22 protein-coding genes are annotated in these 25,826 nt (G+C 64.4%); 12 read left to right on the top strand and 10 right to left on the bottom strand.

The features are described 5' to 3' along the window. Positions 1-24: 24 nt before the first annotated feature. From HWV67_RS03185 to HWV67_RS03150, 8 genes are all read left to right on the top strand, one after another. Positions 25-3,624 carry an alpha/beta fold hydrolase gene (locus tag HWV67_RS03185; protein WP_175649891.1) on the top strand — a complete coding sequence of 1,200 codons (3,600 nt, stop codon included), beginning with the start codon at positions 25-27 and terminating at the stop codon, positions 3,622-3,624. Then, positions 3,617-5,119: a flavin-containing monooxygenase gene (locus tag HWV67_RS03180; RefSeq protein ID WP_175649890.1), complete on the top strand. Its 1,503-nt coding sequence runs from the start codon at positions 3,617-3,619 to the stop codon at positions 5,117-5,119. The genes HWV67_RS03185 and HWV67_RS03180 overlap by 8 nt, the downstream gene beginning before the upstream one ends. Further along, positions 5,107-7,884 (top strand): beta-ketoacyl synthase N-terminal-like domain-containing protein, encoded by a 2,778-nt coding sequence (locus HWV67_RS03175; protein ID WP_175649889.1) that lies wholly within the window; start codon positions 5,107-5,109, stop codon positions 7,882-7,884. Before HWV67_RS03180 ends, HWV67_RS03175 begins: the two co-directional genes overlap by 13 nt. Then, positions 7,881-9,689 (top strand): acyltransferase domain-containing protein, encoded by a 1,809-nt coding sequence (locus HWV67_RS03170; RefSeq protein ID WP_175649888.1) that lies wholly within the window; start codon positions 7,881-7,883, stop codon positions 9,687-9,689. Before HWV67_RS03175 ends, HWV67_RS03170 begins: the two co-directional genes overlap by 4 nt. Then, complete coding sequence (locus HWV67_RS03165) at positions 9,686-9,958, top strand: acyl carrier protein (protein WP_110968748.1); 273 nt, start codon at positions 9,686-9,688, stop codon at positions 9,956-9,958. Before HWV67_RS03170 ends, HWV67_RS03165 begins: the two co-directional genes overlap by 4 nt. After that, complete coding sequence (locus tag HWV67_RS03160) at positions 9,951-11,720, top strand: fatty acyl-AMP ligase (RefSeq protein WP_175649887.1); 1,770 nt, start codon at positions 9,951-9,953, stop codon at positions 11,718-11,720. The genes HWV67_RS03165 and HWV67_RS03160 overlap by 8 nt, the downstream gene beginning before the upstream one ends. Further along, entirely contained in the window at positions 11,707-12,456 is a 750-nt protein-coding gene (locus HWV67_RS03155; RefSeq protein ID WP_175649886.1) for a thioesterase II family protein, read from the top strand. Before HWV67_RS03160 ends, HWV67_RS03155 begins: the two co-directional genes overlap by 14 nt. Before the next feature lie 148 nt (positions 12,457-12,604). Then, complete coding sequence (locus tag HWV67_RS03150; protein ID WP_175649885.1) at positions 12,605-14,473, top strand: ricin-type beta-trefoil lectin domain protein; 1,869 nt, start codon at positions 12,605-12,607, stop codon at positions 14,471-14,473. A gap of 94 nt (positions 14,474-14,567) precedes the next feature. Here the strand turns inward: HWV67_RS03150 and HWV67_RS03145 are convergent, their stop codons facing one another. The 9 genes from HWV67_RS03145 to HWV67_RS03105 all read right to left on the bottom strand — a co-directional run bounded on the left by HWV67_RS03145 (position 14,568) and on the right by HWV67_RS03105 (position 20,795). Next, the gene (locus tag HWV67_RS03145; RefSeq protein ID WP_175649884.1) at positions 14,568-14,744 is read right to left on the bottom strand and encodes a DUF6021 family protein; all 177 of its coding nucleotides are present in this window, start codon (positions 14,742-14,744) and stop codon (positions 14,568-14,570) included. A gap of 240 nt (positions 14,745-14,984) precedes the next feature. Further along, complete coding sequence (locus HWV67_RS03140) at positions 14,985-16,091, bottom strand: alkene reductase (RefSeq protein WP_175649883.1); 1,107 nt, start codon at positions 16,089-16,091, stop codon at positions 14,985-14,987. Between the two features lie 66 nt (positions 16,092-16,157). Beyond that, entirely contained in the window at positions 16,158-16,598 is a 441-nt protein-coding gene (locus HWV67_RS03135; RefSeq protein WP_175649882.1) for an SRPBCC family protein, read from the bottom strand. A 10-nt stretch (positions 16,599-16,608) separates the two neighbouring features. Beyond that, a complete protein-coding gene (locus HWV67_RS03130; protein ID WP_175649881.1) occupies positions 16,609-16,995 on the bottom strand; it encodes a nuclear transport factor 2 family protein in 387 nt (128 codons plus the stop codon). Positions 16,996-17,005: 10 nt separating this feature from the next. Further along, on the bottom strand, positions 17,006-17,383 hold the full coding sequence (locus HWV67_RS03125; protein ID WP_175649880.1) for a nuclear transport factor 2 family protein: 378 nt from the start codon (positions 17,381-17,383) through the stop codon (positions 17,006-17,008). A 72-nt stretch (positions 17,384-17,455) separates the two neighbouring features. Continuing rightward, the gene (locus tag HWV67_RS03120; RefSeq protein WP_175649879.1) at positions 17,456-18,199 is read right to left on the bottom strand and encodes an SDR family oxidoreductase; all 744 of its coding nucleotides are present in this window, start codon (positions 18,197-18,199) and stop codon (positions 17,456-17,458) included. 106 nt (positions 18,200-18,305) lie between these two features. Further along, the gene (locus HWV67_RS03115) at positions 18,306-18,887 is read right to left on the bottom strand and encodes a TetR/AcrR family transcriptional regulator (RefSeq protein WP_175649878.1); all 582 of its coding nucleotides are present in this window, start codon (positions 18,885-18,887) and stop codon (positions 18,306-18,308) included. Between the two features lie 117 nt (positions 18,888-19,004). Next, positions 19,005-20,258 carry a cation:dicarboxylate symporter family transporter gene (locus HWV67_RS03110; protein WP_175649877.1) on the bottom strand — a complete coding sequence of 418 codons (1,254 nt, stop codon included), beginning with the start codon at positions 20,256-20,258 and terminating at the stop codon, positions 19,005-19,007. Positions 20,259-20,369: 111 nt separating this feature from the next. Further along, positions 20,370-20,795 carry a VOC family protein gene (locus HWV67_RS03105; RefSeq protein ID WP_175649876.1) on the bottom strand — a complete coding sequence of 142 codons (426 nt, stop codon included), beginning with the start codon at positions 20,793-20,795 and terminating at the stop codon, positions 20,370-20,372. Positions 20,796-20,900: 105 nt separating this feature from the next. On the opposite strand from HWV67_RS03105, the gene HWV67_RS03100 reads away from it, so the two are divergent. Further along, positions 20,901-21,785, top strand: a complete 885-nt coding sequence (locus HWV67_RS03100) for a LysR family transcriptional regulator (protein WP_175649875.1) — start codon at positions 20,901-20,903, stop codon at positions 21,783-21,785. Between the two features lie 9 nt (positions 21,786-21,794). Here the strand turns inward: HWV67_RS03100 and HWV67_RS03095 are convergent, their stop codons facing one another. Beyond that, the gene (locus HWV67_RS03095; RefSeq protein ID WP_175649874.1) at positions 21,795-22,670 is read right to left on the bottom strand and encodes an AEC family transporter; all 876 of its coding nucleotides are present in this window, start codon (positions 22,668-22,670) and stop codon (positions 21,795-21,797) included. Positions 22,671-23,108: 438 nt separating this feature from the next. Between HWV67_RS03095 and HWV67_RS03090 the strand changes: the two genes are divergently transcribed. From HWV67_RS03090 to HWV67_RS03080, 3 genes are read left to right on the top strand one after another with little or no spacing between them, the layout of a single operon-like run. After that, a complete protein-coding gene (locus tag HWV67_RS03090; protein ID WP_175649873.1) occupies positions 23,109-24,791 on the top strand; it encodes a M64 family metallopeptidase in 1,683 nt (560 codons plus the stop codon). 36 nt (positions 24,792-24,827) lie between these two features. Beyond that, positions 24,828-25,211, top strand: a complete 384-nt coding sequence (locus tag HWV67_RS03085; RefSeq protein ID WP_175649872.1) for a hypothetical protein — start codon at positions 24,828-24,830, stop codon at positions 25,209-25,211. Further along, a complete protein-coding gene (locus HWV67_RS03080) occupies positions 25,211-25,825 on the top strand; it encodes a hypothetical protein (RefSeq protein ID WP_175649871.1) in 615 nt (204 codons plus the stop codon). The genes HWV67_RS03085 and HWV67_RS03080 overlap by 1 nt, the downstream gene beginning before the upstream one ends. Position 25,826 lies beyond the last annotated feature (1 nt).

Here is a 25,826-nt window from a genome sequence, read left to right as displayed (position 1 = left end):
TCCGAAGCTTCGCGAGGCCCGACCATGAACCAGCCCACTCACCTGCCATCTGCCAACGAACTGAGCGCCCTTGACGCGTTGCGCCTGCTCGACAGCCTCGACGCACCGCCGACGCTGGAAGCCCGCTTGCTGGAGGATTTGCGCGAACTGCTGCTGGGCGTACTGAAGATCGCCCCCGAAGACTTCTCGCCAACCCGGCCGCTGATGGACTACGGCCTGGACTCCATTGCCTCGACCGAGATCGGCACGCTGTTTACCCGCAAATTCGGCATCACCGTGCCGCCGACGGTGTTTTTCGAGTTTCAGGATTTGCAGAGTTTCTGCGGGTATTTGCTGGCGGGGCATCGGGGGCAGTTGGAAAACCACTACGAAACCCCCGCCTCGAACCCACCCCAAAACCCTGTGGGAGCGAGCTTGCTCGCGAAGGACCGCGTAGCGGTCCCAACGCCTGCCACAACGGACCTTAAATTTCAAAAACAAGCGGTGATGCCAACATCACCTAGCACCTCGGAGATCACATCATCCGGTTTTAGGGCCGCTTCGCGCCCCTTCGCGAGCAAGCTCGCTCCCACCGGTGAAACGGCGGCCATCAAGGATTCCTCTGGCAACACCGCCTTATCAATCGAAGCCCTCTGGCAAGAATCCCCCTACCTGGAGCCCGCCCAATCCCTCCTCGACCACCACCTCCTCACCTGCCGCCAGGCAACCCGCATCCAGTTCCAGCGCCCTGCCGCCCCGCGTCTGGAATGCGCCACCTACGGCCAGGGCACGCCGGTCCTGCTGCTGGGCGGTCTGGTCATGCAGTACGACGTGATGTGGCGCCTGCAAATGCAGGCCCTCGGTGAACGCCACCGGCTGATCATGTTCCACTTGCCCGGCTGCGGCGAAGCCGAGCTGCCGGATGCCTTCGATATCGCGCACCTGGTCGCCGACCTCACCGACCTGCTCGACCAACTCGGCATCACTGCCCCGCTGCCGGTGATCGGCTATTCCTTCGGCGGCGTTCTCTCCCAGGCCTTCGCCCTGACCCACCCCGAGCGCTGCGCCGGGCTGTGCATCACCGTCAGTTCGCCGTTCAGCGAAGGCGCCGGCAATTTCCCGGTGCTGATGCGCGAGCTGCAAAAAAGCCCACGCTTCATGACCCTCAACCGCGGCTGGAACATGCCGGCGCTGCCGGCCTATCAACAGGTGATCGGCGACTTCGACCTGCGCCCGCGCCTGCCGGCCCTGAGCTGTCCGTGCCGGATCATCTGCGGTAGCGACGACGCCTACCAGCCACCCGCCTATTCGGCGCTGATCGCCCAGGCCATGCCCCACGCCGAGCTGATCGAGGTGGCCGGTGCCGGGCATTTGCTGGGCTTCACTCACCATGAACACTACAACCGCCTGCTGCTGGAATTCCTCGCCGGGCTGCCAGCGCCTGGCAATCCGGCGCCCCGCCCGCGCCCCGGGGTATTCCAGGCGGCCACCCCGCAAACTCTGGAAACCCTCGGCGACTACGTGCGTCAGGGCGACCAAAGCCATTGCGCCATTCTCTCGGCGCCTGCCGCGCAAACCGCGCTGCTGCTCAATCACCTGGGCCAGCGCGGCAAACGCGAAACCGCCGACTACCGCAGCTACTTCCTGACCTCACTGGAAGAAGCCCTCGACGCCGCCCTGCGCCTGGCCCGCCACCACGCGCGCAATCGCACACCGGACGGCGAGGCCGGGTTGTTGCTGGTGGACGCCAGCGGCTACTGGGCGCGCTACTTCAACCCGCTACAGAGCCCCGACGCCCAGGCGTTGGTCCCCGGCGTGCGGGTGGTCGGCAGCCTCGCCGAAGCCCGCACGCTGCTCGCCGGCCTGGGCCCGCAACACCTCGCGGCAGTGGCCTGTATCGAGGCTGCCGATGCCAGCCCGCAAGCGTGCGATGCGCTGATCGCCTGCCTCGCCGGCAGCGGCATTCTCAGCCTGTTCGTCGAACACTGCCGTGGTGCGGGTGACTGGTCGCTGGCGGCCCTGCGCGAAAGCCCGGATTTGCTGGTCTTCGGCGAAGGCATCAGTGGCTTCCAGGCGCCGCTCGGCGCTTGCCTGGTGCATGAGCGAGTAAAGAACCCCTGGCTGATGACGCCCAACGAAAGCTACGTGCGCCATGTGATGAGCAACTTCGGCCTGCCGCTGCGCCTGGCGGCCGAGCACCTGACGCAGCGCTTTGCCGGCGAGTTGCCCGGCGACTTGCTGCGCCAGTTGCGCCGTGTCGAATCGAGCAGCGAAGCGACTTTCCAGGCGCACCTGCGCCACGGCAACAGCGGCTACGCGCGCATTGCCCGCATGCACGGTTTCGATGCGCGCTTCTACGAAGCTCGTGGTGTGCGTTCGCGGCTGCGGGTGGATGGCGAACCGTCGCGGGAAATCATCGACTGTTTCGTCAATGTCGGCACCTGCCCACGGGGCCTCAACCCGACCGATGTGATCGATCAAGTGGCGGGCAAACACGACCCGCGCCACGACTACTGGGCCGAGCTGACCCACCTGCTCGCCGAGCAGACCGGCCTGCCGCTGGCGCTGCCGGCATCCAGTACGGTCACGGCGGTGGAAGCCGCCCTGACCCTCGGCCTGCTCGGTGCCCCCGACAAGCGCCGCAAGCTGCTGTGCTTCAGTGGCGGGCTGGGGTTTTCCATGCTCAGTGCGGCGGCCTCGCGCAACGAAACCTTCGATATCTTCCGCCAGCCGTTCGAGCCGCTGCACGCCAACACCCTGTTTATCGACCCGCAGGCGGCGGATGCCGAAAGCCAATTGCAGGCGCATCTGCTCAGCGGCGAAGTCGCGCTGGTCTGGTTCGAAACCCTGCAGGTCGACGCCAACGCCTCGCGGCCGATTCCACCGGCATTGATCGCCCTGATCGAGCGCCACCGCGGGGCCGGCGGCTACCTGGTGGGCGTCGATGAAACCCAGACCAACCTGGCCACCGGGCAGTTTCTGCATAGCCAGGCGCAGGTGTCGCAGCCGGATATCGTCGCCCTCGGCAGCGCCCTGTGCGACAGCCTGATGCCCATGGGCGTGGTGCTTTACGGCGACGCACTTGGGCAACGCGCCGCGCAACGCCAGCCCGAACGGCTACTGGATTTGCAGACCCGCGGGATCAATCAGTTGTGCGCTCACCTGGCGCTCAACTGCCTGCGCGCCATCGCCCGCGATGCCGGCCTTGCCCAGGCCCGCGACCAGGGCGAGTACTTCAAGCAAGGCCTGCTGGCGCTGCAACGGGAGTTCCCGCTGATCAGCGGCGTGCGCGGCGAGGGCCTGCTGCTCACCGTCGAGCTGGACCTGCGCGACACCCCGGCCTTCGTCGAGCGCAGCTTCGGTTACCTGCTCTGGGGCAGCCTGCTGCGCGACCCGCACGGCGGCGTCGCTGCGGCCGTGTGCCCGATCTACAACAACTGCCTGCGTTACCTGCCACCCCTGACTATCGACCGCGAGGCCATCGACCTGATGCTCGCCAACCTGCGCCGGGCCCTGGTCCTGGGCATCGATGGCGTGCTTCAGGACTGCGCCGCGCACAACCGGCGCCTGGGCGATTCGCGCACCGCCGACTTTCTCGCCGGGCTGATTCCGGCAAAAAAAAAAAAGGAGCCACGCTGTGACTGAGCACACCCGCGTCAACCCGTCGCGCCCCGCCGAACCCGGCGTGGCTTCCATCCGTCCGTTGCAGGGCCGTGGCCCGATGGTCTGCATCATCGGCGCCGGGGTCGGCGGCCTGTCCATGGCCCGCGCGCTCAAGCGCAAGGGCATCGCCTTCGACTGCTTCGACCGCCGCGACCGCATCGGCGGCATCTGGGCCTTCGACCATAGCGGGCAGCACACCTCGGTTTGGCACAGCATGAACATGAACACGCCCAAGGGCCTGTACCAGTTCAGCGATTTCCCGATGCCCCGGCACTACCCGGACTTCCCCTCACACCGCCAGGTGCACGCCTATCTGGACAGCTTCGTCGAGCACTTCGAGCTGCGTGATTCGATCCACCTCGACTGCCCGGTGCAGCGCACCGAACGCCTGCCGGACGGCGTCTGGCGGGTGACCCTCGGCTCGGGCGAGGTCCGTCACTACGACGCCCTGGTGGTCGCCAACGGGCACCACAACACGCCCAACTTCCCCGACTACGCCGCCGACACCACGATCGACGCCATCCACTCGCAGCAGTACCGCTACCGCCACGGCTACCAGGACAAACAGGTGATGGTGGTCGGCGTCGGCAACAGCGGCGCGCAGATCGCCGTGGACGTCAGCCATGACGCGCGCATGACCTACCTGTCGCTGCGCCGCGGCGTCTACGTGCTGCCGCACTACCTGTTCGGCATCCGCATCGACAAGGTCATGGGGTGCCTGAACGACTGGTGGGTGAAGAAGATCCTGCCCTACCCGCTCAGCGGGCTGATGTTCACCGGCCTGTACAAAGCGCTGATCGCCAAGCGCAAGCAACTGGGCATGCCCAAGCCCGACCACCTGATGATGTCGAGCCTGCCGACCCTCTCGGAAAACTTCGCCAACCGCGTCGGCGACGGCAAGCTCAAGGTGGTGCCGCAGGTGCAGCGCATCGACGGCAACACCGTGCACTTCGTCGATGGCAGCCAGCTCGAAGTGGACGCGGTGATCTACGCCACCGGCTACCACACCGATTTCCCGTTCCTGCCGACCGAGCTGCTCAAGGTCGAGGAAAACCGCATCCCGCTGTTCCAGCGGATCTTCCTGCCGGACGTGCCCAATCTGGCCTTTATCGGCCTGTTCCAGGCGGTGACCTGGGGCTTCCTCGACATGATGGAACGCCAGGCCGAACTGACCGCCGACTACTTTGCCGGCCAGTACCTGCGCCCCGAGCCGGACAGCGAACGCCAGCACATCGCCGCCGAGCGCAAGGTGATCGAACGCGAATTCCTCGCCACGCCGCGCAACAACTACGAAATGCACGGCCCGACCTACATGCACTACCTGGCCAGGGAATTGCGCCAGGGCCACGACCGCGCCAAGGCTACCGGCAGCGTCAGCCCGCTGCTGGCCCAGGCCTACGCCTACGACGCCGTGAGCGCGCTGGCCCAGCCGCAGGCGACGGCGACAGCCCTGGAGAGCGATCCATGCCAGGGATGAGCGCAGCGGCCCTGGCCGTGGTCGGCATGTCCGGGCGCTTTCCCGGCGCCCCGGACCTGCGCGCCTTCTGGCACCTGCTGCGCGACGGCGGCGATGCCGTGCGCCAGGTACCAGCCGAGCGCTGGAACTGGCGCGACTACGACAGCGAACTGAATGCCGGCGAAGACACCAGCTATTGCCAGCACGGCGGTTTCATCGAACACGTCGACCGCTTCGACGGGCGCTTCTTCGGCATCCTGCCCCGCGAAGCGCAGAGCATGGACCCGCAGCAACGGCTGTTCCTGCAGTGCGCCTGGGCCGCGCTCGAGGACGCCGGCTACGCGCCGGCGCAACTGGCGAAGCGGCGCGTCGGGGTGTTCGTCGGGGTCGGCCACGCCGATTACCCGACGCTGATGCGCCGCGACGGCGTGCCCAGCGACGCCTGGCGCGGCACCGGCATCGCCCTCACTGCCATCGCCAACCGGGTGTCGTATTGCCTGGACCTGCACGGCCCCAGCGAAAGCATCGACACCGCCTGTTCCAGCTCGCTGGTGGCGCTGCACCGTGCCAGTCAGGCACTGCGCGCCGGCGAGTGCGAGGTAGCGATCGTCGGCGGGGTCAACCTGCTGCTCGGCCCGGAACTGTTCATTGCCTTCGCCAAGGCCGGCATGCTCAGCCACGCCGGGCATTGCCAGACCTTCTCCACCGACGCCGACGGCTATGTGCGCGGTGAAGGTGTGGCTGCGCTGGTGCTGACGTCGCTGGACGTTGCCCGGGCCAATGGCGACTACGTCTACGGCGAAGTGCTCGGTAGCGCACAGAACCACGGCGGGCGGGCCCACAGTTTTACCGCGCCCAACCCCAAGGCGCAGAGCGAGGTGATCCAGCAGGCCTGGGCGCAGGCCGGTCACTCGCCACGCCAGGCGCGGTTGATCGAAACCCACGGCACCGGAACGCCACTGGGCGACCCGATCGAGATCAATGCGCTGAAAAAGGCCGTGCCCGCCGGCGACGGCGCGCCGATCGTGTTGGGCGCGCTGAAAAGCCAGATCGGTCATCTGGAAGCCGCTGCCGGGATCGCCTCGGTGATCAAAAGCCTGCTGTGCCTGCACCATCGGCAACAGGTCGGCAACCTGCATCACCGCCAGCTCAACCCGCAGATCACCCTGGACGACAGCCCCTTCCAGCTCGCCAGCGGCAACGCCGCATTGGCGGACAATCCGGGTGAGCCGCTGCTGGCGGGCGTCAGCGCCTTCGGCTTTGGCGGGGTCAACGCCCATGTGGTGTTACGCGCTGCCGCCACGCCCAACGTCAAAGACGCTGATAGCCAGCCATGCCTGATCCTGCTCTCGGCCAAGGACGACGCCGGCCTGCGCGCCCGCGCCCGCCAGTTGCTCGACGCCTTCGACGAGGCCGGCACACCCGGCAATGCACCGCTGCGCCAGGCCCTGCTCGAACGCCTGCGTGATCTGCTCGGACTGATGCCGACGGGAGATGCCGCACCGACCCGACTGGCAACCCTGAATGTCGACGCCGGCTACTTTGTCGGCTGCCTGGAACAAGTGCTCGACGCCCTGCAACTGGACGTGCCGATCGACGCCTGGCGCGGTGCGGTCAGCCTGGAAGAAGTGGCGCAGCGCCTGGCCGCCGAAGCCCAGCCCCAGGCGAGCACCGAACCGCGTCTGGGCAGCTTCGCCGCCCTGCCCGCCGCGCATCTGGCCGACGCCAGCCTCGCCCGTATCGCCCGCACCCTGCAGGAGGGCCGCGACGCCATGCCCAAACGTCTCGCCTTCGTCGCCGACAGCCGCGAACAGCTATTCCAGCGCCTGCGCGACTTCCTTGGGGGTCACCACGACGGGCTATCGTGCAGCGGTAGCACAGAGACGGTCGCCGCCCCGACAGGCGCCGGACAACTGGCGCAGTGGGCCGCGCACTGGGCCAGCAGCAAAGTGCCCAGCCCGGACTGGACCAGCGTCTACGACGAGCGGCCACGCCCCGGCAAGTTGCCGTTGCCGGCCTACCCCTGGCGCCTGGAGCGGGTCTGGTACACCCCGGCATTCACCACCACCAAACGCAGCGCCCCGAACGCGGCGCAAGCCTGGCTCGACCTCTGGGAAAATTCCGCCGCCCTGCCCGGCTCGGTCATGGCGCTGGCTGGGCTGATCGCTCAGGTGTTGCGGCAGAGCCCTGCTGAACCACTGGCCTGGCGCGACCTGCGTTTCGGCCCGCCGCAGGAACTGGACAGCGCCGAGGCGCTGCGCTTTACCCCGGTCGAGCCGCGCTGGCAGGTCAGCCAGGGCGAACAGGTGCTGCTGCAAGTGGAACGCGGCGAACCCGCGCCGATGCCCGCCGCCCTGCAACCGCAAGCCGGCACCACCACCCTGGCGGCCAAGGCGTTTTATGCCAGCCTCGCCGAACAGGGCTTGTGCTACAGCGCCCTCGGCCGCGCCCTGCAAGACCTGCGCAGCACGCCGAACAGCCTGCACGCCAGCCTCGCCCTCGGCTGTCAAAGCGCGGATGACCTGCCGTTCTGGGCGACGCTGCTGGCCAGCCTGTGCGCCGCGCCGGCAGTGCTCGGTCAGGTGTCCACACCGAGCCTGCCCTTCAGCATCCGCCAACTGTCACTCGACCCCGAGGCGCTGCCCGGCGCCCGGCAGCTGGGCATCGTGCGCCGGGGCGACGAACTGGCCGTCAGCCTGAGCAATGCCGACGGCCGCTGCGCTCTGTATCTGGACGGGCTGGTCATGCGCGCCATCCCACTGGCCTTGAACCGGGTGAGCGCATGAACGCCTGGCTGTTCCAGGGCCAGGGCAGCCAGCGCAAAGGCATGGGCGCGGCGCTGTTTCCGCGCTTCCCGGCGCTGGTGGCCGAGGCTGATCGGGTGCTCGGCTACTCCATCGAGCGCCTGTGCCTGGAAGACCCGGACCAGCAACTGAACCAGACCCGCTACACCCAGCCTGCCATCTACGTGGTGTCCTGGCTGGGCTGGCTGGCGGCGCGGGAAGATGGCGCCACGGCGCAGTTCGCTGCGGGTCACAGCGTCGGTGAATATGCCGCGCTGACCGCCGCCGGCGTGCTGGACTTCGTCCTCGGCCTGCGCATCGTCACCGAGCGCGCGCGGTTGATGGCCGAGGTCGAGGACGGCGGGCTGATGGCGGTGCTCGGCCACGATGAACAACAGGTCCGCGCCCTGCTGGCGGAACTGCCGGACAGCGGCCTGGCCATCGCCAATATCAACAGCCCGCGGCAGATCATCGTCGGCGGCGCGCACGCCGCCCTCGACCACCTGCTGACGCTGTGCGCAGGCCGCAGCATCCGCGCCCTGGCGCTGAAAGTCAGCGGGCCGTTCCACACCCCGCATATGGCCGCGGCGGAGCGCGAATTCCGGGCGTTCCTGCGTAGCGTCAGCCATCAGTTCCGTGAGCCGGCCTTCCCGGTGATCGCCAATATCGACGCCCGCCCACACCGCCGCGAAGCGCTGGTGGACGCCCTGTCGCGCCACCTCTCCCACCCGGTGCAATGGCAGCAAGTGGTGCAACACCTGCTGGCAGCGGGCGTCGAGGAATTCATTGAAATCGGCCAACCGCCGATCCTCGCCGGCATGCTCAAGGACATCCGCGAACATGCGCCGGTGCCGGCGCCAGCTTCACCCCCTCGCGCGGTTCGCGAACGCCCGGTGCTGGTGGCGGCGCTGCCCCCGGACCTCGGCGGCGAAACGCTGCTGCTGGAACTCGCCCGTCATGGCGCCATGGGCCTGCTGGATGCCCACGGCCTGGACGACCAACACCTGCGCGAAACCCTTGAGCGCTGCAACGCCAACCCGCACCTGCGCGGCCGCCTCGGCGTCAGCCTCGGCGGTGCGGCACGGCTGGCCGAAGTTGCCGGGCTGGGCATCGGTTGCATCGAAATCGCCGCCCACCAGTTGACCGCGCAACTGCGCGAACGCTGGCCGGCGGTGCACTGGCTGGTGCGCCTGGAACACCCACGCGACCTCGACGCCGGCCTCGCCCATGCCGACGCCCTGCTGATCGCCGCCGACCGGCACCTGCCGCTGTTGCTGGAAGCGCTGAGCCGTCGCGAGCGGCAGATTCGTCGTCCGTTGATCGGCGCTGCGGGTCTGATCGGCAGCGCCAGCAGTGCCCAAACGATGTTCGAACTGGGGGTGGATTTCATCGCCCCCGGCGCGGTGTTCCTGCTCGCCGCCGAGGCGGCCGTACCGGCGCCACACCAACAGCAACTTGCGCGGGCAGGTCGGCAAACCCACCAATGGCTGGCCGACTGGCGTTATCCCGAACTGCACAGCCGCAGCCAGGGCTATGTGCTCGATCGCAGCGCCCATGAACAGAGCGAGGCCGCGCAGGCCTTCTACCTCAGCGACGACGGCGACAGCGGCGAAGGCCGCCGCGCCCTGCACGCGCGTATGCAAACCCGCGTGCGCGAGGCGCAGGTCTGCGGCGATGCCTCGCTCTGGCTGTTCAATCACTGGCGTCGTCAACACGCCCCGGACCTCGCGGTTCCCTTACCCGCGGCACAGTTGCTCGACCTGCTGTGCCCGGTCGCCCCCGACGCACCTTCAAGGACACGCCCATGAGCCTGATCGAACGCCTGCAAATCCATATCAGTGACTTCATCTGCAAGGAAGCGGACCTGCCCGCAGACGAGATCGACCTGCACACGCCGCTGGGCGCCCTGGGCGTCGGCTCGCTGGTCGGCACCCGGCTGATCGGCAGCCTGGAAGAACAGTTCGGCGTGCGCCTGTGGCCGACCCTGGTTTTCGAACACCCGAGCATCACCGAACTGGCCGAGGCCATTGCCGAGATCGTCAGCCAGGCCAACCGCGAGGAACCCGCGCATGTTTGACAAGACCTGCCTGAGCCCCCAGGAACTGGCCTCGGCCACCGGCAGCCTGGCGATCCACGACAGCCTGGCCCTGCGCGCCCGCCTGCACCCGGAAAAAGTGCTGTTCACCCTGCTCGACGACAACGGCGAAGAACAGCAGCGCCTGACCTACCGGCAACTGCTCGGCCGCGCCAGCGCCATCGCCCGCGAGTTGCGCGAGCACAGCCAGCCGGGCGAGCGCATCGCGCTGTTCTTCCCGCAGGGGCTGGAATTTATCGCCAGCTTCCTCGCCTGCCTGATCGCCGGGCGCATCGCCGTACCGGTCAACCTGCCGACCCGGCGCCGGGTCGAGCGCTGCCTGAAGATCCTCGACGACAGCGGCAGCCGCCTGCTGCTGGTGGCCGACAGCGAACGCGCCGCGCTGCAACAGGCGTTCGCCGGCAGCGCCGCGGCGGAGCTGACGATGCTCAGCCCGACCAGCGCCTGCGACGACGACGTGCAGTGGTCGCGCCCGGACGCCAGCGATCCGCAGCGCATCGCCTTCCTGCAGTACACCTCCGGTTCCACTTCGGCCCCCAAGGGGGTGATGGTCAGCCACGCCAATATCAGCGCCAACCTGCGCATGATGCGCGACTCCTGGGCGCTGGATCACACCAGCGACTTCGTCACCTGGCAGCCGCACCACCATGACATGGGGCTGATCCTCGGCCAGTTGCTGCCCATCGTGCTGGGCAACCACACGGTAATCATGGCGCCCTCGACCTTCGTCCGGCAGCCACTGATCTGGCTGCAAGCGATTGCCCGCTACAAGGCGCGGCTGGCCGGTGGCCCAAACTTCGCCTACAACCTCGCCGTGGAACGCTACGACGCCCAGCGCCTGGCAGGCCTGGACCTGTCGAACTGGAGCCACGCCCTTAATGGCGCCGACGTGGTCCGCCCGGCCAGCCTGCAACGCTTCGCCGAGTGCTACGGCGCCCACGGTTTTTCCGCCAACGCCTTCCTGCCCTGCTACGGACTTGCCGAGGCGACCCTGTTTGTCAGCGGCGGACCCCACGGTCAGCCGGTGCGCTCGGTGCTGGCCGACCCGCTGACCCTGGCCCTGGAACAGCGCCTCAGCGCACCGTCCGACCCGGCCACGGCCCAGGTTCTGGTGGGCTGTGGCGAACCCTCGTGGGAAGTGCAGGTGGCGGTGGTCGATCCGGCCTCGCGGCAACGCTGCGACGCGCAACGCATCGGTGAAATCTGGCTGCGCGGCCCGGCCATCGCCAGCGGCTACTGGCAGAACCCCGAGGCTACCGAGGCCGGTTTCCGTGCGCGGCTCAATGACGGCAGCGAACAGACCTGGCTGCGCACCGGCGACCTCGGTTTCGTCGAAGAACAGGACCGCCAGCTGTACATCTGTGGCCGCCTCAAGGACCTGATCATTTGCGAAGGCCGCAACCTGCACCCTGAAGACATCGAGCACACCGTGATCGAAGCCCTCAAGGACGTGCGTCCGCAGAGCTGCGCGGTGTTCAGCCACGACAACGAACAGCAGCGCCAGACCATCGTCGCTGCCATCGAACTCAACCGCGAGATCAAGCGCTGGCTGCAGGACAACCCGCGCCAGCTCAAGGCCGCAGTGCGCAGCGCGGTGGTGGACAACCACGGCATCACCCTCAACCGCATCGTCTTCGTCCAGCCCACCAGCATCCACAAGACCACCAGCGGCAAGATCCAGCGCGGCAAGATGCGCCAGCTCTACCTGGCGGCGGAACTGGACCTGCTCAATGAAGCCGGCTGAACCCGCGCTGGTGCAATGGCTGGCCGACGCTGCGGCGCCGGTCAGCCTGGTCTGCTTTCACTGCGCCGGTGGCAGCGCGCAAAGCTTCTTCCCGTGGAAGAAACCGGCGGCCGGGTTGTGCGAGTTGTACGCGGTGGAACTGCCAGGCCGCGCCCGCCGCCTGCGCGAACCCTTCGCCCGCTCGGTGGACGCCCTGGCCGAGCACTTCGCCGAACAATGTCGCGCGCTGCCGGACAAACCCCTGATGCTGTTCGGCCACAGCCTCGGCGCCCTGCTCGCCTACGAAACCGCGCGGCGCTTGTTGGCCGGCGGCGAGCGGCGGCCGGTGGCGTTGCTGGTGTCATCGCGGCAAAGCCCGGACTGGCTGCCGGCCTGCGCCGGCTTGCCGCAACTCAACGACCAGGCCCTGCGCGACTACCTCACCGACCTCTCCGGCACCCCGCGCGAGGTGCTGGAAAACCAGGCGATGATGGACCTCGCCGTACCGATCCTGCAGGCGGACCTGAGGTTGATCCTCGACTACCGGCACCAGCACCCGCAGCCGCTGGAGATTCCGGTGCGGGTGTTTGGCGCCATCGATGATCCGCAGGTGGGGTATGAATCACTGGCGGCTTGGCAGCGGGTCAGCGGGGCGGACTTCGGCTTGCGGATGATCGATGGGGGGCATTTTGCGGTGATGGAGGAGATGGAATGGGTGTTGCGGGAGGCTTCGGGGCGGGCGTTTCAAGGCCGGTAATGACTACGTATTAGTCGATATAGACAGTGCTGGCTGATTTGAGGATCAAGGTTGCGGAATCTATACCGTTGAGAGGGGTTCCTTAAGTTTGCGTTAGGCATTCCTGAAATTTTCATGAGTTTTTCCACTCATCGAACAGGACACTACCGTGAACAGATCAACACTGCGAACCCGCTTCGGGGGCATCGTGTTGCTGCTGGGATTCTCGCTGGTTTGCGCAGGATCCGGAGCCGCTTCCGAAACCGTTGCCCCCACCCCAATCGTGCGCGAACAAGGCCACTTTCTGGATGTTCCCGCGCTGCTGGAAAACCGTGCCGAGACCAGGACGTCGCCACTTCTCGCAGGGGTCAAGGCACCCAGGCTTGAGCCTCAAACATCGCAGCCGGGCTATCACCTCAGTAGCGCCAATCTTGTTCGCGATAACAACGAGCCAGGCGGTTTCATCGTGATCGTGAACAAGGACGACGGCAGTTTCCTCGCCTTGGTCAATGGCCCGAACCGAAGCGGCCTGGTGCTCGGCCAGGCGGACGGCAGCCAGACGTTCAATGAGGACACGAAAACAGACTTTCTGAAAGACGACTCGGTGTTCGACCCGCAGGAGCAAGCCAGGGCCGATGCCCTGAAAGAACCTCTGGATAGCCGCAGCGGAGAACTCCAGATCACCGTGCTGATGGGCTATTCACGGGCCGCTGCCGATTACGTGAGTGACACGACCGCCTACACACTGGCGCAGTTGGAGACCGTGAATCTGGGCCTGCGGAACTCTGGGGTGACAGGCATCAGGCTGGTCGTGGGAGAGATCGCCGTAACGCAGAAAAACTATCCGCAGACTACCGAAACCCTCTCGTCGCTGCCTTCAATCTTTGCCAATTACTCACGGTCCAGTCTGGTGGCCGGTTTTTTCATGCCCACCGATCAAGATGGCGGGATAGGCGGCATGGCGTGGACACCCGGTCGATACTCAATCAATCACGTAACCGGGGGTATCGTTTTCCGCCATGAAGTGGCTCACGGCGCTGGGGGTTCACATTGCAATGGCGGTGACAAGAGTTATCGGTATGGCTACTCGGACGGAAAATACAGCACCATCCTCTGTGGCAACAACGTGCCGTATTACTCAACACCAAACCGCTCCATAAACGGTTCTCCCCTGGGTAATGCCAATACCGCTGACATGGCCCGGGTGTGGCGAGAACAGGCCCACAGATTGGCCTCTTATGAAGAGTCTTCACCGTTTCTCATTCAAAGCATGGCCGGTTCTGCCGAGTGCGTGGATTCTCATGGCCAATCTGCGGGAACAAAGGTAGGGCTCTGGGTGTGTGACAAAAACAACCCTAATCAGCAATGGGTGCAAGTACAGGTTGGAAACAAGATACTGATTCGGCTGAAAGCCTATCCGACACTTTGCCTGAGCAAAGGTCATGATGGTTCGACCCGGGACGTTTTACTCCTTCAGTGCCATGAAGGATTTGCCTGGGAGGAAGTCACTGGCCAGTTCAAAACCCTGGGGCTTCAGAACTTTCTCTACCTGAGCCGTAAAAGCGACGGCACACTTGAAGCCGCCGAAAACGGTGGTTCTCAGCCCGGATCCCACTGGAAAAAGCTGCCCGTGGCTCAAACTCCGCCGTTCCTCCTTCATAGCGTGGCCGCCCCTTCCCAGTGCGTGGATGCCCACGGTTACACCGGAGGGGCAAAGGTTGGGCTCTGGGGATGCGACAAGAACAACCCCAATCAGCAATGGGAGCGGGTACAAGCGGGAAACAAAGTCATGATCCGGCTGAAATCCGTTCCGGCACTTTGCCTGAGCAAAGGCGACCAGGGTTCGATCAGGGACCTGGTGCTTCGAGTGTGCAGTGAAGGCTACGCCTGGGAGCAAGTCACAGACCAGCTGAGAACCCCGGGCGACAAGGAATTTCTTTACTTGAACCGGACCAGCAGCAACGCGCTTGAGGCCTCCGAAAAAAGTAATCACCTTCCCGGCTCCCACTGGCGGATGGAGAACCTGCCAACGCCTTGATCGACGCGGTGCATCGCTGGCAAACCGGCGATGTACCGCAGAGCGGAGCTCGACTTCAAAAACGCCGAAATCCCGTCGACAGGCACCTGCCAACTCAATCCTCCTTACCACCCTCACTCCCCGGTCCACCCAGCGGCGCCTTCGCCGGCCCCGCCGGGTCGACCTGCGGATCATTCAGGTCCGGGGAATCCGGATCAAAACCCGGATCGTCGTTGCCGCTGGAATGTTCCGAAGAATGCGGGCCCTGGTCGTCGTTCGGTTTGTCGTGCATGGCGTGACTCCTGTGTGTGGTTACAGGTTTAGGTCGCCTTGCGGACGCAGACGTTCAAACAATGTTCCAGATGGTCGCGCGTCAGCCTCAACATCGGGAGACAAGGCATTGGCCCACAAGTACTTGGCCTTGAAACCTTTGACGCAACCCGTCGGCGCAGCGCGGATCCACTTGAGCCACGGCGCGGCAACCCGCGTCGTTCCTGAACACAGAAGGTCCTGTGTGTCCTTTCACAGTGATTCACTTCCCGGCGAACACAGGCCAGTCGGTATAGCCCTTGGCGCCTCCGCCGTAGTAGGACTCCCGCGGTGCCACAACCAGGTCATGCCCATGACGCAGCCGCGCCGCCAGATCCGGGTTGCCGATAAACAACCTGCCGAAGGCTACGGCATCAATCCGGCCCTCGGCGCGACGCTGAATGGCCATGTCCAGGTCGTAATTGTTGTTGCCGATGAACAGGCCTTCGAACCGCGCGCTCAAGGCATCCAGATCAACGCCCTCGGGCACCCGACGCGAGGTGGCGGTCGCGCCTTCGACGAGATGCAGATAGGCCAGGCCAAATTTGTTCAGCTCCTCGATCAGGTGCCCATACAACCCCATGACATCGCTATCTGGCGGTGTATTGCCGGCATCCGGGGTGACCGGCGAGAGCCGTATGCCCACTCGCTCGCGGCCCCAGACCCTGACCACCGCGTCGGTCACTTCCAGGGTCAGCCGCGCGCGGTTCTCGATGGAGCCGCCGTACTGGTCGCTGCGCTGGTTGGTCGAGTCGCGCAGAAATTGATCCAGCAGGTAGCTGTTGGCCGAATGCACTTCGACGCCATCAAATCCGGCGCGTTTGGCATTTTCTGCGGCGGTCACGTATTGCTGGATGATTCCGGGGATCTCGTCAGTGTCCAGCGCACGCGGCATGGACACCGGAACGAAGCCGTCCACGGTGTAGGTGTCGCCTTCGGCCTTGATCGCTGACGGCGCAACCGGTGCCTGGCCGCCCGGCTGCAACTCGACACTGGAGAAACGCCCGACATGCCAGAGCTGGCTGACGATCTTGCCGCCCGCCGCGTGCACGGCGTCGGTCACGGTCTTCCAGCCGGCAACCTGTTCGTCGCTCCACAGGCCCGGTGTCGCGGCATAACCCCGCCCCTGCGGCGAGATGTTGGTGGCCTCGGCGATCAGCAGGCCAGCACTGGCGCGCTGGGCGTAATAGGTGGCGTGCAATGCGTTGGGCACACCGTCTTCGCCATAGCGGCTGCGGGTGACCGGGGCCATGACGATGCGGTTGGCAAGCTGCAGCGCGCCCATGGTTACCGGCGAGAAAAGATCGGTAAGGAGACTGTTGTCAGTCATGTTGCTTACTCCTTGAAAAGACCGGTCAATCGAATAGACCGGTCGTCTATCTCGTGATCAAAAAATTTAATGACTGGCCAGGAATGCAGCCAGCCCGTGGTGGCCTGCCACGATCAGTTCGCGAACCAGCCCTTGGTAATGAGTGGCGGACTCTGCCGTCGGTACGCCAAAACCCGCACGCCAGTGAATCACCGCACGCGGCTCGTCACTGAGGGCCAGCACCTGGACCGTCGCAACATAGTCGAGCAGTGGCAGCGGTGCCTCCTCGAAGCGGTAACTCAGACGCCGCGCCTGGTCGTCCACCGCCAGCAGGCGTTCGCGAACCACCGCACCGTCGCCCAGGCGCAAATAACGGACAGACCCCGGCAAACCCTCGGGCTGCTGGTCTTCGATATGGCTCTCGACAATGCCGGGATGCCAGGCCTGGATGCGACCGAACTGCCGGAGCACCGCCCACACGCGCTCAACGTCACTCTCGACCAGGGCACAAAACTCGACTACGGGCATGGCGCGGACCTCAGGCTTCGAACTGGTGATAGACCTTGGCGATGACCTGCCAGCGGCCATCGATCCTGATCAGGGTCAGAAAATCGTTGTAATCGGCACCGATGGCATCCTGCTCCATGTCAACGCGCACCACCGCAGTGGTCGGAGTGATGGCGAGGATATCCAGGCGGGTGGTGATGTCAGGTGCATCACCATTGCTGCGGATGAACGTGTAGAGGTTGTCAACCGATCCGCCCAGCAACTGGCCGTTGGTGAAGCCATACATCACCGCATCGGGATGGAAGGCTTCGGCGACCGTGTCCGCGCTACCAACACGCAGACCTTCGACGTACTTCGCGGCGACGGCAATCACGGCATCGTAATCACGGGTAGGAACCGCTTTGATGTTCTTGTTCATGGGGTAGGCCTCAGGCTGCGGAGCGGGTGTGGTAGATCTTGCTGACGATGGTCCAGCGGCCCTCGACTTTCAGCAGGTTGAAGTAGTCGGTGAAGCAGAAGCCGGAGAGGTCATCGGTATCGACGCGGGCACTGGCGGCGGTGCCGACGATATCGACGTAGGCCACCACGCCGCTGGCCTGCGGCGACGGGGTGAAAGCGCTGTCGATCACCTGGTAGAGGTTGTCGATGCCACCGCCGACCAATTGCCCGTCATCGACGCCGAACATCGTCGCCTTCTCGTGGAACGCGGGTTTCATCAGGCGGCTGTCGGCTTTGGCACCGCCCTCACCGTATTGCTTGAGCAGGTCAAGAATTGCGTTGTGATCGTGGATGTACGAGGTCGTCATGGGTAGAAACTCCAGTGAGGGCTTAGGGAATGGGGTAAGAATTCAGGCGCTGGTAGCGCCCTTGCGCGACGCTCACCAGTCCTGGCGAGTCGGCGAAATGATCAGGTCATTGATGGTGACCTGCGGTGGCTGATCCAGCGCATACACCACCGCATCGGCAACGTCCTGTGGAGCAATGGCAATGCGGTTGAGTGCCTGCGCGGCGAGGCGACCGGCCGGGTCGGTTACCTTGTCGGCCCAGCCGGTATCGATCACCCCAGGGCTGATGGTGCTGACCCGGATGCCATGCTGCACACCCAGCTCCTTGCGCATGGATTCGGTCATGGCCTGGATAAAGAACTTGGTCGCGCAATACACCCCCGCCGATGGCGACACCTGATGCCCGGCCACGGAATCCATGTTGAGGATCTGCCCGCCCTGCTGCTCAAGCATGTGTGGCAGCACCGCAGCGATGGCGTTGAGCGAGCCCTTGATATTCACGTCGATCATGCTTTGCCAATCCCGTACCGCGAGGTCGGTCCAATTGGAGAACAGCATCAGGCCGGCGTTGTTGATCAGGATGTCGATGCGCCCCCAGGTGCCTTTGGCCAACGCGGCCAGCGCCTGCATGTCCTCGGCACGGGTCACATCGGCGACCTTGCCCAGCGCCTCGCCGCCGGCCTGACGAATGTCGTCCACCAGCGCGTCGAGCCCGTCCTGGTCCAGCGCGGCGGCCACGACCCTTGCACCACGGGCCGCCAGGGCCCGGGCGCTGGCGGCGCCGATCCCGGACGATGCGCCGGTGACGATGGCAACCTTGTCTTGCAGATGATTCATCGCATTGCTCCTCTTGCGGGTAACACCCTCGGCCAACTGCCAGCGAAGGGTGGAAAAACGCCAGAATTAGACCAGTCGTCTAGTAAAGTGGCGAAAAAAAAGCACCTCAGCCCAGCAGGTGCTTGCTCATGGTCATGACGGCCTTGAACGGCTCGGGAGCCTGCTCCACCTTGGCCATCAACGAGGCGCCAAGCCACATCTGATACAGCGTCTCGGCCAACACTGGCGCCGGTTGCGCGGAACCGATCGAACCGTCTGCCTGGCCACGCTCGACGCAAGCCGCCAGGCGCTCGACCACCTTGTGGGTGCCGCCCTTGAGTACCAGGCGCATCGGGTCGGACAGGTCACAGACTTCCGCTCCCAGCTTGACCACCAGGCACTTGTCGTTCGATGCGTGCGAGCACTGTGACTCGACCCAGTAGTCGAAGTACGCCATCAGTTGCCCGGCACCGGTGTTTCTCCCAGCCAACAGCCCGTCGATGGTGCTCAGGTAGTCGGCGAAGTACTCCTGCAACAGGGCCTCGCCGAACTCTTCCTTGGAGCGAAAGTAGTGATAGAACGAGCCTTTGGGAACCCCCGCAGCGCTCAGCACTTCATTCAGGCCAACCGCGGTGTAGCCCTTGTGGGTCATCAGCGTCCTGGCCACATCGATGATGTGCTGGCGCATGTCTTGGGATGATTTCTTCATGGGCGCGGATCATAGACGCGATTAGACCAGTCGTCTATAAGCAATCCTGCAAACCCACTCCTAATCGACCACTGGTACCCACTCGCTCTCTACGCCCTCCCCTGGCTGCGTTGCGCCTCAGGCCTTCTCCGGCACTTCTGCCAGTGGTAGCAACTCGACTTTTTCCCAGCGCGCGATCACCAGCGGTGCGATCGCGTTGCCCAACACATTGAGCGTGGTGGTGCCGCCTTCGATGATGCGGAAGATCCCCGCGATCAATGCCACGCCTTCCAGCGGCAACCCCGCCGATGCCAGGGTGGCGGACAGAATGATGATGGCAAAACCGGGCACACCCGCCGCTCCCTTGGACGTCAGGACCATGGTCACCACCAGCAGCACCTGCTGCGTGAGCGACAGATCAATGCCATACAACTGGGCGACGAAGATGGTAGCGACACCGAGGAAAATCGACGCTCCATCAAGGTTGAAGGCATAGCCCACCGGCACCACGAAGCTGACGATGCGCCGCGGCACCCCATAGCGTTCCAGCTTGCTCATCAGTTGCGGCATCACCGCTGCGGATGCTGCACTGGAAAACGCCAGGATCAACTCATCACGGAAGTAGCGCGCCAGCTTGAACACGTTCTCGCCGATCAGGTAGCAAATGCCACCCAGGAACACCAACGCGAACACAATCAGCGCCAGATAGACCACCCCGATCAGTTTGAGCAGCGGCAACAGCGAGGCAAAGCCAAAGGTCGCCACCGTGGCCCCGATCATCCCGAACACACCGATCGGGGCGTAGGCCATGACATAGCTGACCAGTTTGAACATGCCGTCGGAGATGCCCTGGATCAGCGCTATCACCGGCGCGCTGCGCTCGCGAGGCAATGCGTTCAGGGCCATGCCGAAGAGCACGGCGAAAAACAGGATCGACAGCAGTTTCGCCTCGCTCATGGCGACCAACAGGTTGTCCGGCACGATGTTCTGCAACACCACCAGGGCGCCTTTGGGCGCTTCCAGGTTTAACGCCGCAGCATTTCGGGCCAGGCCGGAAATATCGGTGCCGCTGCCAGGCTCGAAGAGATTGGCGAAGCACAGCCCGAGAATGATCGCCAGCGTGGTGATAGCGAAGAAATACCCGAGTGCCTTGGCGCCCATGCGCCCGAACGACTTGTTGTCTCCGCCGCCGGCGATACCCAGGATCATGCAGCAGAAGACGATGGGCACCACGACCATCTTCATCATCTTGATGAAGATGTCGCCCAGGGGTTTGAGGATTTCGGTACTGACCCACTGTTGATAGTCCGGGTGAGTGTTGAAGTACCAACCGACGAGCACGCCAAGCAACAGCCCGGCAACGATTTGCCAAACCAGGGGAATACGTTTCATGTCTAGCCTTCTTGTTGGAGTGAGGTATCTGCGTGGGAGGCAGTAGCTAGATTCATGAGCTTTCAGCTCACAAAGTAATGGGCACGGCTCATCGGCCGTGCCCGTGTCGTGTCACTTGGCGAACAGTTGACCGATGTCCTTGAACGCCTTGAACTCGAGCGCGTTACCACAAGGATCGAAGAAGAACATGGTGGCTTGCTCGCCCACCTGCCCCTTGAAACGGATGTAAGGCTCGATGACGAACGCGGTTCCGGCGCGGGTCAGCCGCTCGGCCAAGGCCTCCCACTGCTCCCACTGCAGCACGATGCCGAAATGCGGCACTGGCACGTTGTGGCCATCGACCGGATTGCTGTGCACGCTCTCCTGGGAGGAGGTCTTGGGGTGTTCGTGAATCACCAGTTGGTGGCCGTAGAAGTTGAAGTCGACCCACTGGGTCGCGGAGCGCCCTTCTTCCAGGCCGAAAACGTCCCGGTAGAAAGCACGCGCGGCGGCAAGGTCGTAGACGGGGATCGCAAGGTGAAACGGAGAAAGGCTCATCAGGTACTCCAACGCACTGTTGTTATGGATGGAGCTGATGCTACGGGTGGGCTTTCAATAAAAAAAACAATATGATTTTGTCATTAACACAAAGGAAATTTGTGAATGATCCGCGAACTGAAAACCTTCATTGCCGTTGCCCGGGAAGGTACCTTCGCCGCGGCCGGCAACCGCATCGGCTTGACCCAGGCCGCCGTAAGCGCCCAGATGCAGCGCCTGGAAGCGGAGCTTGGCTTCGAACTGTTCGACCGTAGCGGACGCTCCGCGCACTTGAACCGGCGCGGCCAGCAACTGTTGCTGCAGGCACAGGAGTTGCTGCGCATGTACGCCGAACTGGGGACCCACAGCCCCGGACTGCCGATGCCCATGCGGGTCAATATCGGCGCCATCGCCTCGGTTCAGCGCAGCTTGCTGCCGGATGCGCTGACGCGTTTCCATCGGCAGTTCCCGCTGTGCCGGACGCGCATCCTCCCAGGGGTCTCGATGGAACTGGTCAACCTGGTGGATGCTGGAGAACTGGATATGGCCGCGGTGATTCGCCCGCCCTTCTCGATGCAGAGTGATCTGGTCTGGACAACCCTCTCCCGTGAGCCCTACCGGCTGATCGTGCCGAAGCAGACCCAGGGTGACGACTGGACCGAATTGCTCACCACCCACCCCTTCATCCGCTACGACCGCGCCTCGTTCGGCGGCCGCCAGGTCGACCGTTTCCTGCGCCAGATGCACTTCGTGCCCCGGGAGGTCTGCGAACTGGACGAGCAAGAGGCAATCATCAAGCTGGTCGGCAATGGCCTGGGCGTGGCGCTGGTACCGGAAACCGACAGCCGCAAGGGATGGCCCGGCGGGGTCCGCGCACTGGACCTGGGCGAGCACACGTTCCACCGCGATGTAGGCCTGATCCACCGGGCGAACCTGCATCTGGACCAGACCGTGAAGACGCTGGCGGACTACATCATCTCGACGGCGGGCACGCGCAAGGCGTCCGCGTGAGCGACACGGCTACATCCACCCCGCCAACACCAGCGGCAACCACACAAACGACAACACCGTCGAACACATCACCACATTCGCCACCTGCTCCGGCGCACGATTGGCCCGCACCGCCAGCAGGTAGTTGAACACCGCCACCGGCATCGCCGATTGCATGACCAGCACCGCGTGGGCGAGGTGGTCCAGGTCGAGCAACGCGCCGATGCCCCAGCCGACGCCAGCACCGATGACGATACGCAACGCGCCGATCAGCATGCCGCTGCCGATGTGTTGCGGGCGGATGCTGGCCAGCGATACGCCAAGGGTCAGCAGCATCAGCGGAATGGTCATGCCGCCCAGCAGATCGACGGTGTTGCCCAGCCAGCGCGGCAGTTCAAGATCGAAGAAGATCACCGGCAATGCCAGCGCGAGGCTAATGACAATCGGATTTTTCAACAGCCCGCGGAACGAGGCGACACCACCGGACAGGGCGATACCGAGGGTGAAATGGAAGCTCGACAAGGTCAGGAAAAACGCCACCGCCAGGGCCAAGCCTTGCTCGCCGAAAGCGTACAGCGCCACCGGCAAACCCATGTTGCCAGTGTTGGGGAACATGAACGCCGGCATCAGTACCCGCCAGTGTTGGCGAAAGGCGCGGCTGACCGCATAACCCACCGCCGCCATGGCGACCATGCACAGCACGCAGGCCAGGGCCATGTGGGTGAAGGCCGCAGGGTCGAGTCGGGTGCGGTGCAGGGTGGACAGCACCAGCGAGGGCGTGCCGACGGTCATCACCAGGCTGGCAATGAAATCCGTGGGATAGGCATGGCCCTTGCGCGCCCAGATAAAGCCGATACCGGCGACGATGAAGACCGGCGCCAGAACGGCGAACAACGAAGCCAGCATGCGGCTTTTCCTTTGCGAAAAACGGCCATGCTAGAAGCCCCGTGCCAGCACGTGCAAGGACCGCGACGCTGAACCACGCCGATATCCGTTTGAGTGTGGGACTATCGGGCGGATCTTCTGGCCGATTCGCCTTGCTTCACTTGTCGGGTTGGCAAAAACACCGTGAAACCGACTCCTAAGTGCACAAAGCATTGATTCGGGTCATTGATTCACACTCAAGATGTGTTAGGCACCGAGCCGAACCCAAGCGCTCTATCACCCGCTTTTTAGCCAAAAAAAGCGACGAATTGGTCAACTTGTATCTATGAAACTTTTCTGAACACCCTTGACGGGCGTTCAAACGCGATAGCAGGATGCCGCCATCGAAGTAAAACAATTCGCGTTTGCCAGTAAGAATTTTCGACCTTATGGATGAGGGTGATTCGAATGGATTCGGCTGTGTCGTGCACGAAAATCGTCGACAACGGTGACGATGGCAAACGCTTCATCATCGCGATCACCGGCGATGGCTTTACCTCTTCCCAACTCACCACATTCCACCAGGCGGTGGTCACCTTGCTCGCTGGGCTCAGCGACATCGTGCCGATCTCCTGGCGTCTGGCCGACGCAATCAACGTCTACATGATCGATACCGTCTCGGCGGCTTCGGGCATTGGCTCGGGCACCGGTTGCGGTACGCCGGTCACGGTGAACAACGCCTTGGGCACGGTGTCCTGCGCCGACGGCAATTCCAGCAGTTGTATCTCCGCCTCCCCCAGCCTGGTGAACGCCGCGCTGAACGCTGCCGGGATCACCTGGCACCTGGCGGTGGTGATTGCCAACACTGCCGTTGCCGGCGGCAGTTTCGGCGGCAACCAGTGCACCCTGACCCTGGACAGCGGCAACGTCGCGCTGCTGGCCCGGGCCATCGCCCAACTGGCGGCCGGACTCGGCGTCGAGTACGCCGCCCAGCCCGGCACCTACCCGGACATCGAGCCCAGCAGCCCCAACCTCACCACAAACATCGCCGCCGCCACGCTGAAGTGGGCGCAGTACCTCACTCCCGGCTACACCGCCCTGCCCTCCAATCCGGCAGCCAGCGGCTGGCAACCGTGGATGGTCGGCGCCTTCGAAGGCGGCGGCAATTACGCCCAGGGCATCTACCGGCCAAGCCAGAACTGCCTGATGCGTGACCCCGCCGCCGACTTCTGCCTGGTCTGCTACAACGAGTTGCTCAACGCCTTCGCGCCGTATCACCAGACCACCGGGCTGTCCTGGCTGGCCAGCCAGAACGGGGCCGGCGTCTGGTCGGCAGTGAAAGCGGTATCCGCACCGGTGCAGCCTGCGCCGATCCAGTCACTGGCGACCACCAGCCAGGCCAGCCGGCTCTACGTGTTCACCCTGGCCAACGGCGTGGTCAGCCACAATTCCGCTACCGTGGTCGGCAATTGGGAGAGCGCCCATCCGATTCCCCTAAACACCGGCAACATGGCCGTGCCCACGGATATCGCCGCGACCCTCTCTGGGTCGGTGGTAGTGGTCACGGCGCTGTCTGCCAATCAAGTCTGGCTCGCCAGCCAGCCTTCGGGCTCCGCCTGGAGCGCGTTCGCGGCCATCAGTTCGACCGGCCTGCCCGCCGGCTGCACCCGCGTCGCCTGCGCGGTGGCAAACGGTCAGTTGTTCGTGTTCGCCTCGGGCAGCAAGGGTATCTGGCTGAGCGTGCGCAACGGCGCCAATACCTGGGACGCGAAGTGGAGCGAAGTCACTTCGCAACTGGGCCTGAGCAATGGCTCGGCGATCGACTGCCTCGCCGCCGGCGCCGCCGTACAAGGCCAGTTCATCCATGTGTTCGCAGCGCAAGGCACCACGCTCAAGCACGTCAAGGTCACCAGTGCACGGCAGTGGCAGGGCCTGGAGAACGTCGGCAGCAGCGGCCTGGTCCCGGCCCTCGATCTGAACTGCGCCGTGCGCGACGAAGCCTCGGTGTTCCTCACCGCCGCCACCAGCAAAGGCCCGGTTGGCGCCACGCGCAATGCCGTGGCCTGGCCAACGGCGGCCACGCTCCTATCTGCTCTGCCAGGCACGGTCACCCGTGTCTCGGCGGGCATCCTGTCCGGCACGCTTCTGGCCGCGGCATCCTGACCCACCCACACAGCAAGGCCATCATGGAGAACGCTTATGAGTAGTGGCGGCGGCAGTAGTCCAACCCCCAACCGTACCTGTAACGGCAACCTGAAAACCAACGTCAGGCTGGTACTGGTCTATCAGCCCGCGTACAGCCTCAACGGTGCGAACTGGCAAACCACGCCGGCGACCCAGGTCACCGCGAACAGCTCGCCGGTGTCGGTATTCATCGCCAACGGCCAGAACCCCGACGGCAGGATCACCTACCAGGCCGACGACGGTACCCAGTTCGTGCTGGCGTTCACCATGAACGGTACCAATGCCATCAACGTTATTGGCAATGGCGGCGGCGCGTCGGCTTACAACTACTCCGTGACGAAACCTACAGCCGGAGACTGCATTGATGCCGTCTACACCATTTCCAAGAGGGACTTGTAATGAGTTACACAATGTCCGTGGACCGGGTGATTCAGCTCGCCCGTTGCGATGATTTCCCCGAAGTGACCATTCGCCAGATGTTCGCCGATCACAACGCCACCGAACTGCCGCTGGATGTGCTGGCTACACTGCCGATCCCGTTGCAGGTGAAGGTGTTCCTCGGCCTGCAGGACGAGTTCTTCACCGCCGAAGAGTTCCGCGAGCTGGCGGTGGCCTTCGCCAAGCGCGCCGCGACCGAAAATCCGACGGTGGAGAACGACTACTTCGTCGGCAAGACGCTTGAGGTCTACGAGCAGGCCGTGCAGGCAACCCGCACGCTCAAACTTGGCGCCGCCCTCGATGCTCAACTCAGCCAACTGGTGACCGGCTACCGTGGCGCGATCAAGGCTCTGACCGAACCGCTGAGCAAGGCGCTGCAGAGCACCAGCGGCGAGCAGTTGCAAACCATCGCCGCCTACGAGGCCGTGTGGTTCGCCGGCTATGAAAGCCAGGGCATCGCCTGCCGCAACGCCGCATCCTGCGCCGTGGCCTCGGTGCCCAAGCCAGAAGCCGATGGCGTGCTGCAATGGGTGCTGGACAACGCCGTGGCCGTGACCCAGGCACGGGCCGCCTGAC

The sequence above is a fragment of the Pseudomonas sp. Marseille-P9899 genome (assembly GCF_903166565.1).
In the GTDB taxonomy this organism is placed as follows: Bacteria; Pseudomonadota; Gammaproteobacteria; order Pseudomonadales; family Pseudomonadaceae; genus Aquipseudomonas; species Aquipseudomonas huaxiensis.
The sequence above is the reverse complement of the archived record's forward strand: the minus strand, read 5'-3'. Positions and strand labels throughout refer to the sequence as shown.

Excerpts from the sequence above, each read along its gene's own strand:
- HWV67_RS03080 (WP_175649871.1), top strand. The coding sequence starts at position 25,211 with ATGAGTTACACAATGTCCGTGGACCGGGTGATTCAGCTCGCCCGTTGC.
- HWV67_RS03100 (WP_175649875.1), top strand. The coding sequence starts at position 20,901 with ATGATCCGCGAACTGAAAACCTTCATTGCCGTTGCCCGGGAAGGTACC.
- HWV67_RS03165 (WP_110968748.1), top strand. The coding sequence starts at position 9,686 with ATGAGCCTGATCGAACGCCTGCAAATCCATATCAGTGACTTCATCTGC.
- HWV67_RS03175 (WP_175649889.1), top strand. The coding sequence starts at position 5,107 with ATGCCAGGGATGAGCGCAGCGGCCCTGGCCGTGGTCGGCATGTCCGGG.
- HWV67_RS03160 (WP_175649887.1), top strand. The coding sequence starts at position 9,951 with ATGTTTGACAAGACCTGCCTGAGCCCCCAGGAACTGGCCTCGGCCACC.
- HWV67_RS03115 (WP_175649878.1), bottom strand. The coding sequence starts at position 18,887 with ATGAAGAAATCATCCCAAGACATGCGCCAGCACATCATCGATGTGGCC.
- HWV67_RS03085 (WP_175649872.1), top strand. The coding sequence starts at position 24,828 with ATGAGTAGTGGCGGCGGCAGTAGTCCAACCCCCAACCGTACCTGTAAC.
- HWV67_RS03140 (WP_175649883.1), bottom strand. The coding sequence starts at position 16,091 with ATGACTGACAACAGTCTCCTTACCGATCTTTTCTCGCCGGTAACCATG.
- HWV67_RS03120 (WP_175649879.1), bottom strand. The coding sequence starts at position 18,199 with ATGAATCATCTGCAAGACAAGGTTGCCATCGTCACCGGCGCATCGTCC.
- HWV67_RS03110 (WP_175649877.1), bottom strand. The coding sequence starts at position 20,258 with ATGAAACGTATTCCCCTGGTTTGGCAAATCGTTGCCGGGCTGTTGCTT.
- HWV67_RS03145 (WP_175649884.1), bottom strand. The coding sequence starts at position 14,744 with ATGCACGACAAACCGAACGACGACCAGGGCCCGCATTCTTCGGAACAT.
- HWV67_RS03105 (WP_175649876.1), bottom strand. The coding sequence starts at position 20,795 with ATGAGCCTTTCTCCGTTTCACCTTGCGATCCCCGTCTACGACCTTGCC.
- HWV67_RS03130 (WP_175649881.1), bottom strand. The coding sequence starts at position 16,995 with ATGAACAAGAACATCAAAGCGGTTCCTACCCGTGATTACGATGCCGTG.
- HWV67_RS03125 (WP_175649880.1), bottom strand. The coding sequence starts at position 17,383 with ATGACGACCTCGTACATCCACGATCACAACGCAATTCTTGACCTGCTC.
- HWV67_RS03095 (WP_175649874.1), bottom strand. The coding sequence starts at position 22,670 with ATGCTGGCTTCGTTGTTCGCCGTTCTGGCGCCGGTCTTCATCGTCGCC.
- HWV67_RS03170 (WP_175649888.1), top strand. The coding sequence starts at position 7,881 with ATGAACGCCTGGCTGTTCCAGGGCCAGGGCAGCCAGCGCAAAGGCATG.
- HWV67_RS03155 (WP_175649886.1), top strand. The coding sequence starts at position 11,707 with ATGAAGCCGGCTGAACCCGCGCTGGTGCAATGGCTGGCCGACGCTGCG.
- HWV67_RS03185 (WP_175649891.1), top strand. The coding sequence starts at position 25 with ATGAACCAGCCCACTCACCTGCCATCTGCCAACGAACTGAGCGCCCTT.
- HWV67_RS03135 (WP_175649882.1), bottom strand. The coding sequence starts at position 16,598 with ATGCCCGTAGTCGAGTTTTGTGCCCTGGTCGAGAGTGACGTTGAGCGC.